At 57.0% G+C, this 17,995-nt stretch carries 14 protein-coding genes; 9 read left to right on the top strand and 5 right to left on the bottom strand.

Annotation, left to right across the window (positions count from 1 at the left end; genetic code table 11):
* Window position 1: 1 nt before the first annotated feature.
* Window positions 2-994 carry a 5-dehydro-2-deoxygluconokinase gene (gene iolC, locus G438_RS0100315; protein ID WP_026459665.1) on the bottom strand — a complete coding sequence of 331 codons (993 nt, stop codon included), beginning with the start codon at window positions 992-994 and terminating at the stop codon, window positions 2-4.
* Window positions 995-1,146: 152 nt separating this feature from the next.
* Between iolC and G438_RS0100320 the strand changes: the two genes are divergently transcribed.
* Together G438_RS0100320 and G438_RS0100325 are read left to right on the top strand one after the other, a co-directional pair.
* Window positions 1,147-1,911, top strand: coding sequence for a GntR family transcriptional regulator (locus G438_RS0100320; RefSeq protein WP_026459666.1), 765 nt, complete (start codon window positions 1,147-1,149; stop codon window positions 1,909-1,911).
* A gap of 505 nt (window positions 1,912-2,416) precedes the next feature.
* Window positions 2,417-3,499 (top strand): transaldolase family protein, encoded by a 1,083-nt coding sequence (locus G438_RS0100325; RefSeq protein WP_026459667.1) that lies wholly within the window; start codon window positions 2,417-2,419, stop codon window positions 3,497-3,499.
* Between the two features lie 625 nt (window positions 3,500-4,124).
* Here the strand turns inward: G438_RS0100325 and G438_RS0100330 are convergent.
* From G438_RS0100330 to G438_RS0100345, 4 genes are read right to left on the bottom strand one after another with little or no spacing between them, the layout of a single operon-like run.
* A complete protein-coding gene (locus G438_RS0100330; RefSeq protein ID WP_026459668.1) occupies window positions 4,125-5,444 on the bottom strand; it encodes an alpha-L-fucosidase in 1,320 nt (439 codons plus the stop codon).
* A gap of 1 nt (window position 5,445) precedes the next feature.
* Window positions 5,446-6,291, bottom strand: a complete 846-nt coding sequence (locus G438_RS0100335) for a carbohydrate ABC transporter permease (RefSeq protein WP_026459669.1) — start codon at window positions 6,289-6,291, stop codon at window positions 5,446-5,448.
* Entirely contained in the window at window positions 6,284-7,243 is a 960-nt protein-coding gene (locus tag G438_RS0100340) for a carbohydrate ABC transporter permease (RefSeq protein WP_240470937.1), read from the bottom strand. Before G438_RS0100340 ends, G438_RS0100335 begins: the two co-directional genes overlap by 8 nt.
* 26 nt (window positions 7,244-7,269) lie before the next feature.
* Window positions 7,270-8,505 (bottom strand): ABC transporter substrate-binding protein, encoded by a 1,236-nt coding sequence (locus G438_RS0100345; RefSeq protein ID WP_026459671.1) that lies wholly within the window; start codon window positions 8,503-8,505, stop codon window positions 7,270-7,272.
* A gap of 352 nt (window positions 8,506-8,857) precedes the next feature.
* On the opposite strand from G438_RS0100345, the gene G438_RS0100355 reads away from it, so the two are divergent.
* The 7 genes from G438_RS0100355 to pknB are packed head-to-tail and all read left to right on the top strand — an operon-like array spanning window position 8,858 to window position 17,935.
* Window positions 8,858-9,559, top strand: a complete 702-nt coding sequence (locus tag G438_RS0100355; RefSeq protein WP_026459672.1) for an FhaA domain-containing protein — start codon at window positions 8,858-8,860, stop codon at window positions 9,557-9,559.
* Window positions 9,556-10,056 carry an FHA domain-containing protein FhaB/FipA gene (locus G438_RS0100360; RefSeq protein WP_026459673.1) on the top strand — a complete coding sequence of 167 codons (501 nt, stop codon included), beginning with the start codon at window positions 9,556-9,558 and terminating at the stop codon, window positions 10,054-10,056. The genes G438_RS0100355 and G438_RS0100360 overlap by 4 nt, the downstream gene beginning before the upstream one ends.
* A gap of 2 nt (window positions 10,057-10,058) precedes the next feature.
* A complete protein-coding gene (locus tag G438_RS0100365; protein WP_034284523.1) occupies window positions 10,059-11,387 on the top strand; it encodes a PP2C family protein-serine/threonine phosphatase in 1,329 nt (442 codons plus the stop codon).
* Window positions 11,387-12,775 (top strand): FtsW/RodA/SpoVE family cell cycle protein, encoded by a 1,389-nt coding sequence (locus G438_RS0100370; protein ID WP_026459675.1) that lies wholly within the window; start codon window positions 11,387-11,389, stop codon window positions 12,773-12,775. The genes G438_RS0100365 and G438_RS0100370 overlap by 1 nt, the downstream gene beginning before the upstream one ends.
* On the top strand, window positions 12,772-14,226 hold the full coding sequence (locus G438_RS0100375; RefSeq protein ID WP_026459676.1) for a peptidoglycan D,D-transpeptidase FtsI family protein: 1,455 nt from the start codon (window positions 12,772-12,774) through the stop codon (window positions 14,224-14,226). The genes G438_RS0100370 and G438_RS0100375 overlap by 4 nt, the downstream gene beginning before the upstream one ends.
* Entirely contained in the window at window positions 14,223-15,968 is a 1,746-nt protein-coding gene (locus G438_RS0100380; RefSeq protein ID WP_026459677.1) for a serine/threonine protein kinase, read from the top strand. The genes G438_RS0100375 and G438_RS0100380 overlap by 4 nt, the downstream gene beginning before the upstream one ends.
* Window positions 15,941-17,935: a Stk1 family PASTA domain-containing Ser/Thr kinase gene (pknB, locus tag G438_RS0100385; protein ID WP_026459678.1), complete on the top strand. Its 1,995-nt coding sequence runs from the start codon at window positions 15,941-15,943 to the stop codon at window positions 17,933-17,935. The genes G438_RS0100380 and pknB overlap by 28 nt, the downstream gene beginning before the upstream one ends.
* Window positions 17,936-17,995 lie beyond the last annotated feature (60 nt).

Below are 17,995 nucleotides of genomic sequence, written 5' to 3' on the forward strand. Positions count from 1 at the left end.
CTCATAGGGCCTTCCGGGTAGTGACATGCGGGGTGATCGCGTCATACGTCGCGATCAATGCGTTAACTTCGTCTTCTGTAGGCATTGCGGTTGAACATTCGAGGCGGGACGCAACTATGGCACCTGCGGCGGCCGCAAAGTGGAGGCAGCGTGGCAGCTCCCACCCTTGAAGTAGGGCGTGGCAGATTGCGCCGCCGAAGGCATCACCTGCGCCAAGGCCGTTGTAGACGTCGACAGGGATGGCTGGGATTGTTGCGGTCAGGTCACGACTGCGCAGCAAAGCGCCCGAAGGACCCTGTTTGACAATGGCAATATCAACACCGCGCTCAAGGAGCGCGTCGGCTGCACCTATTGCGTCGCGTCGACCAACCGCAACTTCACACTCTTTGATATTGCCAATGACGATATTGACCTGCGGGAGAACGGTGTCGATCTCGCGTGCAGCGTCCGCCTCCTCGCCCCAAAAACGTGAGCGGTAATCAAGGTCAAGGATTGTCGTGTGCTCACGCGCACGAGTCGAGAGGACTTGGTGGTGTGCGCCGCGCGATGGTTCCTCTGATAGCCCAGTGACCGACAGCCACAGGATCGGTACGGTACGCACCATATCGAAAGGAATGTGGTCACCGCTCAGCTGCAGGTCCGGCGCGGAAGGTTCCCGATAGAAATACAAGGGGAAGTTGTCGGGGGGGAAGATTTCACAGAATGTGACGGGCGTATTGAAATGTTCGTGGGCGATGACGTAGCGGTCATCCACGCCGAGGCGACGCATCTCTTTGCGCACGAAACGTCCAAATGGGTCACATCCAACGCCTGTGAGCAATGCTGTGCGGGTGCCGTGCCGCGCGGCGGCCACAGCAACATTGGCAGGAGAACCACCAAGGAACTTTCCGAAACTCACGACGTCTTCAAGACCGACGCCTGTTTGAAGCGGATAGATATCAACACCGCTTCGCCCGATCGCAAGCAGATCGAAGTCGCAGGGGGCGGTAGACACTCGTCATTCCTTCCACGTCGTCGGGAAATGGAAAGTACATTAAGTCTCCCCCACCCACGACCTACAGTCAAGTTTTGTATTAACAAAACAACATTCGCGCCGGTCAGGTATGCTAGTTATGTCATAATCCCTGTTGCACACCGGAGTAACCAATGGCGGATACACCCTCAACGCTTGACGATCCTTTTATTCCACCAATCGTCCTTGATCGCACATCGCCCGTTCCGCTGTACCACCAGATCTCACAGCCGCTTGAAGAGCTCATCGTCGCAGGCAAGATCACTGCGGGGCGCCTCATCGAAGATGAAGTATCAATGGCGCAACGCCTACACGTTTCGCGCCCGACGACGCGACGCGCACTGCAAGACCTGGTATCACGAGGATTGTTGACCAGACGTCGCGGAATTGGCACGCGCGTGACGCCATCACATGTGCGACGCCCTCTTGCGCTCACCTCACTGAACGAAGATCTTCAAAAAGCAGGGTTCGAGCCCCGCACAGCGGTTCTTGCCTACGAGGTACGTTTGGCAAATGAGGTCGAGGCCTCGTTCCTCAATCGTGAAGTTGGTACGGAGATTGTCTATATCGAGCGCAAACGCTCCCTTGACGATCGCACCCTCGCCATCATGCACAACTACCTGCCAGCTGATATCGCGCCATCGTTGACCCAGCTCACACACACCGGTTTATACGCCTGCTTCCGGGAACACAATGTCATTCCTGCCTCGGCACAACAAACGGTTGGCGCAAAAACGGCTGATGCCCAAGCAGCTGCACTCATGGGTATCGATGTCGGTGCTGCGCTGTTAACGATGCAGCGCACTGCTTACGATGCCCAAGGTGCTGTGATCGAATACGGCGATCACATCTATGACGCAGAACTGTATTCCTTCCACTTCACCCTCACCGCTGATTAGTGGACGCTGAGCAGGCAGTTTCTGCGCGGAATTAGCGCACTGCACCGCATCGAAAGACAAACCCGCTATTTTGCCACCCAAGTACGAGCAGTAACATCCGCGAGCCGCATTTTTTGCGCCACTAGCTGTCTACCACCAGGCTGCGGGCACGCGCATCCTTTCTCCGTGTCCACACCACCGCCAACAAGCACACTCTCCCCGCGCACGCACCATCGCGTCACTGGCCCCACACCTCCTCGACGATCCCGGACACTCTCCCCGCGCACGCACCATCGCCAATGTGCTTACCCCTACCGCCTACTTACCTCCACCAACCAGATCCCGCACCAGCGCCTCGACAAGCCTCTACGCGACCAACAACCCTGGAGGCACTACGGATAACACCACCAATCTCAATTTGTTCATACAATTAGTTGACATGTTCCATACAAACTATTAGGTTGGTGTCATCTGAACAAAAGACCTGCCAATGGTGGCATGTCTTCGAGACCTTTCAGGAGTCACCATGTCGACGATCACACCCACGCCAGGACCGCTACTGACAGCATCCCAACAATTTCCAACGGTGCTGTGGAATGACTCGTCAGACCTTGAGGAACTTCGTCAATCCATCTCTTTTGGCGGCGTGGGGGCGACGTGCAACCCTGTCATCGCCTACACCACCATTTCAAAACACCGTGATATCTGGGAACCTCGCATCCGACAAATCGCCGCAGATCACCCTACGTGGGGCGAATCGGAAATCGGATGGCAGGCAGTGAAAGATATGTCGGTTGAAGCGGCAGCACTCCTGGAGGATATCTTCGACCAACATCAGGGGCGTAACGGTCGCCTCTCTGTTCAAACCGACCCGCGCTACCACCGTGATGCCAAGAAACTCGCCGACCAAGCCGAAGAGTTCCACAACCTCGCCCGTAACATCGTGGTCAAGATCCCTGCAACCGCTGTTGGCTTAGAAGCCATTGAGGAAGCGGTATGGCGTGGTGTTTCTATCAATGTCACGGTTTCCTTCACCGTCGCACAAGCTGTCCAGGCAGCTGAGGCCATTGAGCGGGGACTTAACCGCCGCGAAGCTGCCGGACTCCCCATCGACCACATGGGGTGTGTCGTCACGATTATGGTGGGACGCCTCGATGATTGGTTCAAATCAGTGGTGGCTCGCGACCGTATCTTTATCGACGCCTCAGCACTCGAATGGGGTGGCATCGCCGCATTTAAACATGCGTACACAATCTTTAGCGAACGTGGATACCGTTCCCGGGTCCTGTGCGCAGCATTCCGTAACGTCAACCACTGGGCTGAGTTCCAAGGTGGCGATGTAGTTGTCTCGCCGCCCTTCGCCTGGCAGGAAATCATCAACGCGTCTGACTACACCGTCGAAGAACGTATGAGCGTCCCAGTGTCCGAGCACTACCTCCACGAACTGTCTCGCATCCCTGATTTCCGTCGCGCCTACGACATCGACGGTTTGTCAGTCGAGGAATTTGCTTCATTTGGGCCAACGCGTAATACGCTTCGACAGTTCCTTGACGCCGATGCCAAACTTGACGCCCTAGTCCGCGACCTCATTGTTCCCGCGGCACACTAACGCAATAGTGCGCGATGCGCCAGCAACATGCGGTGAAACCATTGGCATACCTGTACCCAGTGGAATAGCCGCCAATCGGTCGTGTGGTCTCGTTGCTGCTTGGTCGGGTGAAGCAAGCGTCATTCGTCCTTGACCGACTCCATGACAACCATTTCTGTGGCGAATCTGTTTTGTGACCGACGCTCACGGTCACAAAACAGATTCGCCACAGTTTTTATGCACACGTGGCAATTGCATGAGGAACGAAAGCCACCATGCCAAGCTCCGCCTCGCCAATTGTGGACCGACAACCAGCCTCCGCCCGATCAACACACGGTACGGTAGCGGCACTTCCGTTCCGTGTGTCGACCACGCACAAAACACCCTCCAACACCCCTCCACAGCACCATCAACACACCAAACGGACGCAACACGTCCATTCCGTGTGTCGACCCGTAGAGCTACCCCGCACACCCCACAAAAAGACACAAGACAACGGCACTACCTGCATCCAGCCCAACACCACGCGCGCCAACAACACCCGGAGATAGGGTTAAAGGACAAAACCAACATGTTTTGTCCTTTAACCCCGGAGATACAGTTCGGGCCGTAACCAAACGGTTACGGCCCGAACTCACTCTGCGTCCTAGCGGCGTCTCGCACGAACAATCAGAGGCAAACCTTCGCCAGAAGTCACGGTCAATTCACCGCTAGCCTCGTCAAATGCCACCGCTGCATCTGCACATGTCGCCCGCGCATCCGCCCAATCGAAACCTGCAGGGAGGTCACCAATGCGTACACGTTGCCCGGCCTCGACAATCAATGCGGCATGCTCATCGTGCCCAAGGGCACGTGCCCACCCATCACTTCGAAGCGGGTGAAGAACGTCGACACCAACAAGTTCAGCCTTACCGTCGACCATCCACTGCCCCATCGTCTCAAGACACTCGATCTGCTCAACAGGCAAAGTACCATCAGCTTTAGGACCGACATCAAGAAGCAAACGCCCGCCTCGTGCAACAACATCCACCAGGTGTTTAATAGCGTCATAACCCGACAGGTACTGCTCGGACGTTTCAGCCCGGTTGTATCCAAACGATAGGCCAATGCCACGACAGTTCTCCCACACGGCGGCCCCTTCAGAGGCCAACATGTGCTGATACTCGGATGTCAGAAAATCGGAGTACACACCGCCATAGCGGTCATTAGTGACGCCATCAGGGCAGTGAGCGTAGAAATACTCGAAGAAACGGCCAAGGCCGTATTCTCCAAAGTGCTTGCCTTCATCTGGCCAGTTAATGTCGTTCCAGAACACGTCCGGCTGATAACGATCCACCAGATCAACTGCATGCAGATAGCAGTATCGGGCGTAATCGGCATCCTTAGGCCGACACAAGTCATTGCAATCTTCATCAGCGATGATCGGCCTAAAGGGACGGTAATGCCAGTCGAGGCCACCCGAGTAGTACACCCCAAAGTGCATTCCTGCAGCGCGGGTCGCCTCGGCAATGTCACCAACAAGATCCCTTCGAGGACCTCGCCGAACAGTATTGCGATTACCCGTTTCAGGGGCATCCCACAGTGTCACACCGTCATGATGTTTCGTCGTGGGCACCACGTAGTCGGCGCCAGCACGGGCAAAGAGCGAAGCCCACTGCGCCGGGTCAAAGAGGTGCGGATCCCACATGTCAAGGAAGGCCTCGTAAGGCAGGTTGCCATAAAGGTCGCGGTGACGCTGTTGCGCTGGAGAGTCCTCGATACGGATGGTATTCCAGTACCACTCGGCATAAGCGTTGTGGGTGAACCAGGTTTTCCAATCGGCCTCAGTACCCAGTTCACCATGCGGTTCTGCCCAAGCGGGAACCGAGTAGGGGCCCCAGTGGATGAAGATGCCCAGGGGCGCATCCTTGTACCACTGTGGTGTGGGACGTCGGAGATCATCCCATGTGCGTGCTGAAAACTCCACGTTAACGACCTCCGAATGCGCCCAGCGCGACACCCTTTTCCAGCTGTCGCTGAAGCAGGACCACGATAAAGATCGATGGCAAAGTCGCCATGGTAACGGCAGCCATCATCGGGCCCCAGTCAGTTCCCCGTTCACCTGAGAACATTTGCAGACCCAACGGGATGGTCGCCAAATCAGAATCGTTGACAACGATGAGTGGCCACAGGAAGGTTGACCAATATTCAATAAAGGCGAATACACCGACAACGACGATGGGGGCTTTCAGCAGCGGCAGCAGCACATGGAAAAGGATGCGCAGGTCACCGCACCCGTCAATACGTGCTGCTTCTTCAAATTCTCCTGGCAGTGACATCAAGAATTGGCGGATAAGGAAGGCTCCAAATGCTCCGAATGCGAAGGGAACGATCAGTGCGAAATAGGAGTTCACCAACCCCATCTTTTGCATGCCGATGTACAAAGGGATGACGAGAACTTCCTGTGGCAGTACCAGTGTGCCAAGGAACAGCAAGAACAGGTGGTCACGGAAACGGAAACGCAGGCGCGCAAATGCGTATGCGGACAGGACCGACACTGTCATCACGAGGAGTGACCCTAAGGAGGCAACGATGATGGAGTTAAGGATGACCCGCCCAAAGGGGATGGAGGTCATCGCTGACGGGTAGTTTTCCCACCGAAGCTCAGAACCCATTAGTGACGTGCCCGAAGAGAAGACTTCGGCGGTGGGCTTCAGGGAGGTGACGATCATCCAGAAGAAGGGGAAGAGGAAGCAGATCGCCAAAAAGGTCAGTGCCACAGAAGAAATGATCTTCGCGAGGCGTTCCTTAGTATGGCGCGAAATATTAGGCATCGTAGTTCACCCACCTCTTCTGTTGGCTAAATTGCAGGGCGGTCAGCAGCATGACGACAACGAAAAGCACCCATGCCAGTGACGAGGCGTAGCCAAGTTTGTCGAATGCGAAACCGTTGCGGTACAGGTACAGCACGATGGTATTCGTGGATTCACCTGGGCCACCCATGGTGAGGAAATAGGGTTGTGCGAAGACTTTGAAGGCGCCGATAACAGTCATGACAGTGCAGAAGAAGACGGTCGGCGAAATCATTGGGAAAACAACAAGGAAGAAACGGTTCCATGCGTTGGTGCCGTCAATTTTTGCTGCCTCTAGGACGGAGGTGTTGAGGCCGTTCAGACCTGCCGTCAGCACGACGATGTTGTAACCCAGGCCCTGCCATAGCGACATCACCAGAAGTGATCCCATTGCCAGTGTTGGGTCGTTGAGCCACGGCACCATGTCGAATCCCAGCTTTTCAAGGGCTGAGTTCACCACGCCTTGGTCGTTCAGAAGCAGGCGCCAAATCAGAGCATTTCCTGCCATCGGGGTCACTACTGGGATGAAGAAGATGACACGCATGAGGCGTGAAAGCCACTCGGGGACTGATTGCAGCCAGTAGGAGATGGCAATAGCGATGATGAGGTTGAGAATCGTGTAGGCAATCGCGAAAACCACTGTATTTCGCATGACTGTCCAGAATGCTGGGTCAGCGCCACTAAGCATCCTCTTGTAGTTGTCCAGTCCAACGAATTCAGCACCGCCATGTAATGACCAGGTGAAAAGGCTGATTACAAGCGAGGCGAGGAGGGGGATCACGATGAAAAGTAGGAAGCCGATCATCCCCGGCGCGAGGTAAAGGGCAGCTTTCGCCCCATCACCGCGCGGCGTGTCCGCGGAGCGCTTGGCTCCGCGGACACGCTTGGGGTTCTCAGCGAGTTTCACCGTCGTTGAGGCGGTTGTGGTACTCACGATAGAACCTTTACATTCTCAGGTGGTCACTGTGCAGAGTCAGAAATTGTCTTGAGCATATCCGCAGCGGTCTGGGTGCCGCGGTAGCCTTCAGGGCTGTACTGCACAAATGAGGTGGACACTTGGTTCCACACGGAGTTGGTGACCAGTGGCTTGCCATTTTCCAGGAGGGTTTCGATGGCGGCAACATTGTCGGCGGCCTTGTTTTCGGCCCAGCGGTCGATCTGGCTGGCGACGGAGGGAACAGTGCCTTGCTTGGCGGCGACTGCGCCGATGACCTCGGGAGTGACCAGCTTCATGAGGTTAGCGAAGGCAGCTTCTTTGTTTTCGCAGGACTGGGCGATGCCGAAGCCGGAGCCTTGGATTACCGCTGTGGTCTTGCCTTCGGGGCTGGGGATAACAGCGACACCAAGGTCGTCACCCAGCAATTCGGCGAAGGAGCCGTACATCCACGGGCCGTCGAAGATCATTGCGGCAGTGCCCGAGGTGAAGGCGCCCTGAGCGACGTCATCGCCGTCAGCTGCTGATGGGGCAAGGGCGACACCGTGGCTGTGGGCAAGGTCGAAAGCGAATTGAACGCCTTCAACGAAGGCATCTGAGGTGATGGAGAGTTCACCGTCGGTCGTTACTTCGCCGCCGAAGGCGTAGGCGAGGGTACCGGGGGCGTTATCCATGAGGCCTGGCTTGAGTGCGACGCCGTATTTTCCGTCAGTGGTCAGTGCCTTGGCATCTGAGAGGAACTGGTCGGTGGTGTAGTCGGTGCCGGGCAGTTCGAGGCCCGCTGCGGTGAAGAGCGCCTTGTTGTAGAAGAGGACGTCGGGTTCTGCATCATAGGGCAGGGCAAGGATCTGTCCGTCGACGGTCATACCAGCCATCATGGCTTCGTTGTAGATGGATACGTCAAGGCCAGCGTTCTTAATGAGGTCATCGAGGGGGGTGAGAATGCCCTGGAGTTCTTGGGCGCGTGCGGCCTGAGTGGTGAGGATGCAAGGGGCATCCTTGTCGGTCATGCGGGTCTTGACTTTGGTCCAGTAGTCATTGAATGACGGGCCGTCGAAGGTGAGATTGAAGTTCGGGTCGGCTTCCTTCGCAGCGTCAACGAATGACTGCCATTGAGCGCGGTCATTTGCAGTCGACACCCAGGTGTACATCTCTGCAGAGTGATCAGCGGAATCGGTGCTGGAAGCCGTAGAGCAGGCTGCCAGGCCAAGAGACATTGTTACCGCCACAGCGGCAGCTACGGTTTTGCGTGTAGGAGTCACTGCAATTCGTCCTCTCATGGGTGGGCAGAAGCGCATCTATGCGTTCTACCCGGCAATGATTGTTGGTATGAGAAGAAATGTCAACGATGCCATTTCTTGTCTCCCAAACCTACAAGCACTGGCTGTTAACCTGCATATTTGGAAGTCTCACCCTCGCCTCGTTTTCGAAGCGTAGCACAATGATAACACATACAGGTCAAAAGTCACTACAAATACCTAAATTGTATGTTCATGCATGTGGTGCCCCCTCCCACAGTGAAGAATCGCACCTCAATTCATCGACCCGGTTTAGAATGACATAGATACCGTATTACCAGTCGCCGCCGAGGCGACACCGACATAAGGAGGCGCCATGAGCATCTTCGACCGCTTTGAACACGCGGTTGAACGCGGCCTAAATGGCGCCTTCTCTCGCGTCTTCAAATCCGGCATTAAAGCTGTTGACGTCACCACCGCAATTCGCCGCGCCCAAGACAATAACGTCCACGAAGTGTCCACCGACCGCGTTGTTGCCCCCAACCGCTTCGTCGTCCACCTTTCCCCCACCGACCTAGCAAACCTTGGCCCATCAGCAGATGCGCTCGCTGAAGAGTTCGGCAACCAGGCAAGTGAACATGCAGCTGCCAGCGGCTATGCGCTCCTTGGTCCCGTGGCCGTTGAATTCGCAGCCGATGAGGCTGAGGCCACCGGTCGCCTGCGCGTTGAAGCGTCCAGTGTGCGCGGTAGCGTCGCCCCCGCAGCCAATGTCGCTGCATCGCCGCAGCATCCCATTATTGAGATTGGCGATCAACGCTGGCTACTCACAGAGGCGGTCACAGTTCTTGGGCGCAGCTCAGAAGCCGACATCATGGTGGACGACACCGGGGTATCGCGCCGTCACCTCGAATTACGTATCACCCCCACCGGCGTCATTGCCACCGACCTCGGCTCAACGAATGGCACTTTCGTCGAAGGACACAAAATCGAGGCAGCCACCCTGCTTAACGGAAATGAAATCGTCATTGGCCGCACCCCGATCCTTTTCTGGACTGACAGCTCTGGAGACTACGTATGACTTCAGACCTGACATTTACCGTACTGCGTTTGGGCTACCTGGCCCTCATATGGCTCCTTGTTCTGTGGGCCGTACATACACTGCGTCGCGACATCTTCGGCACCGTCGTTACTCCACGCGGCAAGGGACGTAAAGACGCTGATAGCCGACGTAAAAAATCCATTAAAGAACGCCGGGAAGCACGCAAACAAGGAACCGACGCCTCGGTCACCAGCCTGCTCGTTACTGGCGGCCCTCTGGTTGGTACCCTCCTTCCACTGGGGGCAACACCGGTTGTCATTGGGCGATCCCCTGCCAGCACCCTTGTCTTGGAAGATGAGTACGCCTCGGCCCAACACGCCCGACTCCTGCCCGACCAGGACGGCAATTGGTGGATCGAAGATATGGGATCACGTAACGGCACCACCGTCGATGACGAGAGGCTCACCGCACCTCGCTATGTCAAAGCTGGCGACATTATTCGCATCGGCCAAACGACATTAGAGTTGGTGCGCTAACTATGGCTGTCGTCGAGTTCCACAGTGCCGCCCGCTCTGATGTGGGTCTCGTTCGCGTCAATAATCAAGATTCGGGCTATGCCGGTTCAAATCTTTTGCTCCTCGCTGACGGGATGGGTGGTCCCGCGGGCGGCGATATCGCCTCCTCGGTTGCTGTGGCACATTTTGTGCCACTCGACACCGACACTCACCCGGCGGAAAGTCTACTTCCGCTGCTGCGCAAAGCGTTGATGGACGCCCACGAAGAACTCACTGAACGTTCTTCGCATGACCCTGACCTTGTTGGACTTGGCACGACCTGCATTGCGATTTTGCGTTCGGGCAACAAATTGGCCATGGTTCACATTGGTGACTCACGCGCCTACGTATTGCGTGGGGGAACCCTCACCCAGGTCACCACTGATCATTCCTTCGTTCAGTACCTTGTTGACACTGGTCAGATCAGTGCCGAAGAAGCTGAACACCACCCCAAACGAAATGTCGTCATGCGGATCCTTGGTGATCTGCAGGCCGACACTACTCCAGATGAAACCATTCGGGAAGCCGTTGTCGGTGATCGGTGGCTCTTATGTTCTGATGGCTTATCCGGTGTCGTTTCAACCGACACCATTGGCGAGGTACTTGGCAGTATCGCTGACCCTGGACAGTGCGCCGAGGAACTCATTCGTCTGGCTCTACTTGCTGGCGGCCCTGACAATATCACCTGCGTTGTTGCTGATGTCGTTCCCTCAGGCACCGTGCCACCCGCACCCGCGCAGGTTGTGGGTGCTGCCGCCTCGAATCGCCAAATTCCAACACGAGGCGGTGGCGGCGCTGCAGCGCGAGCAGCGGCCCTAAGTGCGCCCACACCTCAGCCTGATGCATCACCACCAGACACTGACGATGAAACACCACGTCAGCGACGCGGCTCATGGTGGGCGCCGGTGGCCACCTTTCTGTTAGCTGCGGTGATTATTGCCGGCTCATGGATTGGGTGGACATGGAGTCAAACGCAGTACTACGCCTTGGGTGTTGACGGCAAAGTAGTGATCCACCAGGGTATTCCCCAATCCATCGGCCCTTGGGAATTGTCACGGGCCGTCGAAATTACCAACGTGAACCTTGCTGACCTTGAACCTGTGGATCAACAGCGTCTCACAGAACCGGTTATACGATCATCTCGGGAATTGATCGACGCCTATGTGGCGCAGCTTGAACTGGGCATTGCCCAACGACAAGCAGCACAGGCCAATACGCAAATATCGTCTGCCAACTCCGGGACCACAACGACTACGCACACCACCGGGGATGCTTCCGCAACACAAGAGACGCCAACCGAAGGTAACCCCTAATGGCTACCGTTTCGATTGCGCCAGCGCGGCCTCGCCGTCTGTTAGAAATCATGCTGATGTTTGCTGCACTGGCGGTAGGCGTCGGCGGGTACGTGCTGACCTCAATTAACCGCACTGGGGAAGCTCCCGCTGACCTGGTGCAACACGTTATCATCCTTGTCGTGGTGGCAATTATTGCCGAGGTGGGCGTCCATTTTTTGGCGCCCTACGCCGATCCGGTGATCCTGCCCGTCTCGGTAGCACTGACTGGCCTTGGCCTCGCAATGATCCACCGCCTCGACCTGTCGTACGCGGCCCTTGGGGAGCCAACCGTTGGCATGCGACAGCTACTATTCGTCGGTCTTGCTATTGCTGTGGCGGCCTTCATTCTCATTGGCGTGAAAGATCACCGTAAATTACGCCGTTTCACCTATTCATTTGGGGCATTGTCGGTGATTTTGCTGCTGCTACCTATGGTGCCGTTCCTCGGTCGGGAAACCTTTGGTGCACGCGTGTGGATACGCCTGGGACCGTTGTCGCTACAGCCCGGCGAATTAGTCAAAATTACCCTCGCGATCTTCTTCGCAGGTTATCTTGTTGCCAACCGTGACAACCTGGCCATCGGTGGCAGAAAGATCCTGGGTTTGCGCCTGCCGCGCCTACGTGACCTTGGCCCGATCATGGTGATCTGGCTCATGGGTCTGGCCATCTTGATCCTCCAACGAGACCTCGGCACTTCACTGCTGCTCTTCGGTCTCTTTGTGGCGATGCTCTATGTGGCAACCAACCGTGTGTCGTGGCTGCTCATTGGTTTTGCGCTTTTCGTGCCTGCAGTGGCGGTCGCAATCCGCATATTTCCCCACGTAGCTGGGCGTTTTGACGCGTGGCTCAATGCCTTAGACCCGCAAATGTACGAACGTGAATTTGGTGGCTCGTACCAGCTTGTGCAGTCCTTTTTTGGGCAAGCCTCCGGTGGCCTTATGGGCACCGGGTGGGGTCGTGGCTATCCTCAGCTGGTCCCTTTAGCGAACTCTGATTTCATTTTGTCCTCCCTTGCAGAGGAACTGGGACTCACTGGCTTGTTCGCTATTTTGCTGCTGTACCTGATCCTCATTGAACGTGGAATGCGTGCCGCCATCGGTGTGCGCGACGGCTTTGGCAAATTATTGGCAACAGGGTTGAGTTTTTCGTTGGCGTTGCAACTTTTTGTGGTTCTTGGTGGCGTCAGCGGCCTTATTCCATTGACGGGTCTGACGGCACCATTCCTGGCGGCAGGTGGTTCCTCCATGCTGTCGTCGTGGATCACCGTTGCCTTACTCATGCGTGTCTCTGATGCAGCGCGCCGACCAGCTGCAGTTGTCCCGTGGAACGGCGAGGCGCCCAACGACCAGGCGGGAGACGGACAATGAATACGCAGGTTCGTCGGCTTTTCATCATCGTCCTCGTCATGTTTTGCGCACTTGCCCTGGCTGTGACTAATAACCACGTATTCCGTGCAGCGAGCCTCAACGCCGACACACGCAACGCCCGCACGATTTTGCATGCCGCAGAAACCGACCGTGGACCAATTATCGTGGCAGGGGAGGCCATCGCCTCGTCAAGCAAAATTGACGGCACGCAACGCTACCAGCGGAACTACCCACAAGGTGGTCTCTATGCGGCAGTCACCGGCTACTTCTCATCCTCTTTCTCTCAGGCAACGGGCTTGGAGGCGGCGGCCTCGCAAATCCTCAGTGGGGAATCGGACGCATTAATCGTGCAGCGCATCGTCAACCTGTTCACAGGCAAGACCCGCCAAGGTGGTGGCGTCACCCTGACCCTGAATCCCGCGATGCAGCAGGTCGCCGCCCAGCAGCTAGGCAATAGACGAGGCGCAGTGGTGGCTTTGGACGTCAAAACTGGGGCCGTACTCGCCCTGTATTCATCCCCGTCGTACGATCCGAATCTCCTGGCAACATCCGACACAACAGCCGCCAACGCTTCCTATGAAGCATTGCTCGCTGACCCAGCCAAGCCGCTGTATAACCGTGCTATCAACGGTGATCTTTACCCGCCAGGATCCACCTTTAAAATCCTGTCAACCATTGCACTGTTGGAAAAAGGCGTGGCCACAGCTGACACTGTGATGGAATCGCCAGTGTCAACCATCCTGCCTGGCACAACCACCGAAATTGCCAATGACTCGAACGCTGCCTGCGGCAATGGCATGCCAACCCTGGCTGAAGCCTTCGCGCGTTCGTGTAACACCACTTTCGTTTTGGCTTCTCAGCAACTCAGCCACGACGACTTGGCGGATGTTGCCTCTCGGTTTGGCTTCGGCACGGCGCTAGATATCCCGCTGTACGTCACCCCATCGACCTTCCCAGCGTCCACAGATGCGTCACAGCTGGCCCTGTCGTCTATTGGACAGTACGACGTCCGCGTCACCCCCATGCAGATGGCACAGGTCGCCCAGACGATTGCTAATGGTGGCGAAGGTATGCATCCTTATGTCATCGACCAGGTTGTTGATGCGGATTTGCAGACACAGTCGACAACGCGTCCTCAGAGCCTTGGGCAGATCATTAGCAAAGATACGGCGTCAGTAATGACTAGCCTGATGGACGGTGTTGTTTCTGCTCCGTATGGCACAGCCCAGTCAATGGCTATTGACGGGGTACCGATTGCTGCAAAAACGGGCACCGCTCAAGTTGGCGATACGGGTTACACAAATGCGTGGGTTGTCGGTTTCGCGCCCGCAAACGACCCACAAATTGCTTTTGCTGTTGTCGTCGAAGGCGATGAAACGGACCCTGCGCCTTACGGCAGTGTTGCCGCGGGCCCGATTGCTCGCGCGCTGATCCTAGCGGGGTTGCAATGACAGCACAGCCACCCTCACTTGCGGGCCGACGCCTCGGCGGGCGTTATACGCTGCTGACCCACATTGCCCAGGGTGGCATGGGGGAAGTGTGGAAGGCGCGTGACCAGCAAACAGGTCACCTCGTCGCCGTCAAAGTCTTACGTAATGAGCTCTCGGGGCAGGAATTGTCCTTGTCGCGCCTACGTATCGAGGCGGCCAACGCCATGCGTATCCACCACCCAAATGTCGCCAATGTCTTGGACTCTGGGGAGGATGACGGTCGCGGATGGATCGTGATGGAGCTTGTGGAGTCACGCCCCTTGACGGCATATTTGTCAGGCGGACGCAGGCTAAGCGCAGCGCACCTGTTGCCGATACTCATGCAGGTAGCGATGGCGTTAGCCGCTGCGGATAAAGCCGGTGTTGTTCACCGCGACATTAAGCCTGCCAATATTTTGGTCCGCAAAGACGGGGTTGTGAAGCTCACTGACTTCGGCATTTCCCGCACCACCGATCAGGTGACCTTAACTGGGGATGGAATGGTGATGGGAACGGCGCAGTATTTGCCGCCGGAACAAGCGATGGGGAAAGAAGCCACCACATCGGGGGACCTGTATGCGCTGGGTGTGATTGCCTTTGAAGCCCTTGCAGGCAAACGGCCCTACACTGGTTCCACACAGGTCGATATTGCTTTTGCCCACGTCAACGAACCGTTGCCGCCTCTGCCGTCAGATGTGGACGAGGCTGTGGCTGCTTTGGTGCGCCGCATGTTAGAAAAGAATCCTGCTGATCGTCCTGCTTCTGCGACTGCGCTAGCGCGCGAGGTCGCGCAGGTTGCGACCAAACTTGGTGTGGACGTCGCCCCGCATCCACTTCCCCTTGCCGACGGCATGGTTGAGACAGCGCGTACTGCCGCGCAGCCAGTTGTTCCTCCAGTCAAACACGAGACACGCTCTCGTCTTCCGCGCGAGATGCTCCAACCTGTTGATATGGAGAAGGTCCTGAGAGGGCCGCTGGACGGTTCATCTGCGCGCACATCGCCCGATCAGGTGAAGTCGCCAACTGCAGGTCAGGCACTGGCAGATCGCAGGGCGGCGACATCATCCGTTTCGAGTAGTGCCACTCTACCCTCTACCACCCAGGCCTCCACTGGCCGAGCTACCTCACCTGCTTCGCCGGGTTTTAGACAAGGCGCTTCAGGGCGAAGCGTGATCTCAGGACATGACGCTTTGGAACGTAATGCTTCTGGGAAAGGCACGCCTGGCGACCACACCACCTCGGGACCAGGTGCCTCGGGGCGAAGCGGAGCCAGCAGCCGCACCACCTCGGACCGCGTCGCTGCACGGACAGCTGCATCCCCCGCACAGACAGCTGCATCCTCCACCCGGACGTCCGCATCTCCCACCCGAGCGGCAGCGTCCCCCACCCGGACGTCCGCATCTCCCACCCGAGCGGCAGCATCCTCCACCCGGACGTCCGCATCTCCCACCCGAGCGGCAGCGTCCCCCACAGGGGCCACGCCCAGCGAGCCCACCGACCCCCCTTTGGCCACAAAATACAACCGATCCACCGTGGCCAAACCTGAGCCAACAGCTCAAAAAATCGGAAAATGGACAGTAATCTCACTATTCATCCTCACCCTGATACTCGTTGTTGTCGCTACTATCCAAAACAGGTTTGGTTTTTCGCTGCTGGGTAGCGGCGTCGAAACCGTCACGATCGAGGAGGTCAAGACATGGCAGAGCCTGTGGTCCGTCAGTTAGGCGGTCGCTACGAAGTGCGTTCGCTTATCGGACGCGGAGGCATGGCCGAGGTGTACCTCGGCTTCGACGCGCGCCTTTCGCGAGTCGTTGCCATCAAGATTCTGCGCGAAGAACTGGCCCGAGACTCAGTCTTCCAAGCACGATTCCGGCGAGAAGCACAATCCGCCGCATCCCTGAACCACCCCAATATTGTTGCGGTGTACGACACCGGCGAAGAATCGGTGATCGGGGCTGACGGACGCAACCTCGCGCTGCCCTACATCGTCATGGAGTACGTCGAGGGACACACCGTAAAGGACCTCCTGTCCGACGGAACCCCCGTGCCAATCGACGAGGCAGTCGACATTACCTCCGGCGTGCTTTCAGCCTTGGAATACTCCCACTCCAAAGATCTGGTGCACCGCGACATCAAACCGGGCAATATCATGCTCACCACCCAGGGCAAGGTCAAAGTCATGGACTTTGGTATTGCCCGAGCGTTGACCGATTCACAGTCCACCATGACGCAAACAAATGCCGTTGTAGGCACTGCACAATACCTCTCCCCCGAACAGGCACGAGGCGAACAGGTCGATCCGCGCTCCGATCTGTACTCAACCGGTGTGGTCCTCTTCGAACTCCTTACCGGGCAGCCACCCTTTAAAGGCGATTCCGCTGTTGCCGTTGCCTACCAGCATGTGCAACAAATCCCGCCGACGCCCTCGTCAATCGCATCAGATGTTCCCGAACCGCTTGACCGCATCGTCCTCAAAGCGATGGCAAAGAATCCTGCGGACCGCTACCCCACCGCCTCGTCAATGAAAGCAGACCTCATTCGCCTAACCTCAGGCGCACAAGTCAATGCGCCTGCAGCTGCGGTTTGGACAGCAGCAAGTGCTGGAGCGGCAGCTACCACGGTGACTGAAGCAATCAGCGCACCACCGATGCCCGCTGCGACAATGACGAGGCTCGCCGACGGCACCCAAGTGATGGCATCGGTGCCGCCACCTGCCGACAACGAAAGTACACGGAAAAAAGTGCCATGGGGTTGGATCGGGGCGGCACTCGTCGTTGCTGCGCTGGTAATTTTTGGGATATATGCGCTGCTCAACAACAATACGACCCAGACTGAAACAAAACCTGTTCCTGACGTAACCAACATGACCCAGGAAGCCGCGAAGGCAGCTATCGAGTCGGCTGGTTTCGTATGGAAACTTGGTGAATCGGAGCCTTCTGACACGATTGCAGAAAACTCCGTCGTGCGCACCGACCCGCCGGCCACCACCGAGCTAGCTGTTGGCTCTGAAGTAACGGCCTACCTGTCCAGCGGCAAAGAAAGCGTCGACATCCCCGCTGATCTTGTTGGAATGACACCTGAAGAGGCAAAAGCGGCCGTTGAGGCGCTCGGATTAGTGTGGGAAGTTTCCGACGAACAAGTCGCCTCCGAAGAGGTTGAAGCAGGCAAGATCGCTAAAACCAATCCATCGCCGGGGAAGAAAGTGAAGACCGGTTCGACTGTCACTGGGTATGTCTCGTCTGGCAGCGAACAAGTGGCCGTACCTGACCTCAGCGGCATGACGCAGGACCAGGCACGTCAAGCGCTGACTGCGGCGGGCCTGACCGTGGGTAACGTGACGGTGGCCAATAGTGCCGATGTGGCGGAAGGACGCGTGATTTCGTCGACGCCCGCTGCCAACGAAATGCTCCGCAAAGGCGAGTCAGTGGCACTAGTACTGTCTGACGGCAAGGTCACCATTCCGACAGGGATTCTGAATTCCACCATTGATGATGCTGCTGCGAAGCTCCAAGCGCTGGGACTTGAGGTGTATAAGACCGAGGTTTACAGCTCCACAGCGGCCGCTGGAACAGTCGTCGGCATGTCTGAACGTGAAGGCGCAGTGGTGGCTCAACGCAGCCGCATCACCCTCGAGGTATCGCTGGGCGCAGATCCGGGTACAAGTGGCAACGCCAATACAAACGCACCATGAGGTAAGTGCCTGACGACACTGGGCCCTACAGGTCATAGCCTGTAGGGCCCACGCCTTTCA

Origin of the sequence: Schaalia suimastitidis DSM 15538 (assembly GCF_000429105.1) — a bacterium.
Classification (GTDB): domain Bacteria; phylum Actinomycetota; class Actinomycetes; order Actinomycetales; family Actinomycetaceae; genus Pauljensenia; species Pauljensenia suimastitidis.

Excerpts from the sequence above, each read along its gene's own strand:
- G438_RS0100380 (WP_026459677.1), top strand. The coding sequence starts at position 14,223 with ATGACAGCACAGCCACCCTCACTTGCGGGCCGACGCCTCGGCGGGCGT.
- G438_RS0100325 (WP_026459667.1), top strand. The coding sequence starts at position 2,417 with ATGTCGACGATCACACCCACGCCAGGACCGCTACTGACAGCATCCCAA.
- G438_RS0100375 (WP_026459676.1), top strand. The coding sequence starts at position 12,772 with ATGAATACGCAGGTTCGTCGGCTTTTCATCATCGTCCTCGTCATGTTT.
- G438_RS0100365 (WP_034284523.1), top strand. The coding sequence starts at position 10,059 with ATGGCTGTCGTCGAGTTCCACAGTGCCGCCCGCTCTGATGTGGGTCTC.
- G438_RS0100320 (WP_026459666.1), top strand. The coding sequence starts at position 1,147 with ATGGCGGATACACCCTCAACGCTTGACGATCCTTTTATTCCACCAATC.
- G438_RS0100335 (WP_026459669.1), bottom strand. The coding sequence starts at position 6,291 with ATGCCTAATATTTCGCGCCATACTAAGGAACGCCTCGCGAAGATCATT.
- pknB (WP_026459678.1), top strand. The coding sequence starts at position 15,941 with ATGGCAGAGCCTGTGGTCCGTCAGTTAGGCGGTCGCTACGAAGTGCGT.
- G438_RS0100355 (WP_026459672.1), top strand. The coding sequence starts at position 8,858 with ATGAGCATCTTCGACCGCTTTGAACACGCGGTTGAACGCGGCCTAAAT.
- G438_RS0100360 (WP_026459673.1), top strand. The coding sequence starts at position 9,556 with ATGACTTCAGACCTGACATTTACCGTACTGCGTTTGGGCTACCTGGCC.
- G438_RS0100370 (WP_026459675.1), top strand. The coding sequence starts at position 11,387 with ATGGCTACCGTTTCGATTGCGCCAGCGCGGCCTCGCCGTCTGTTAGAA.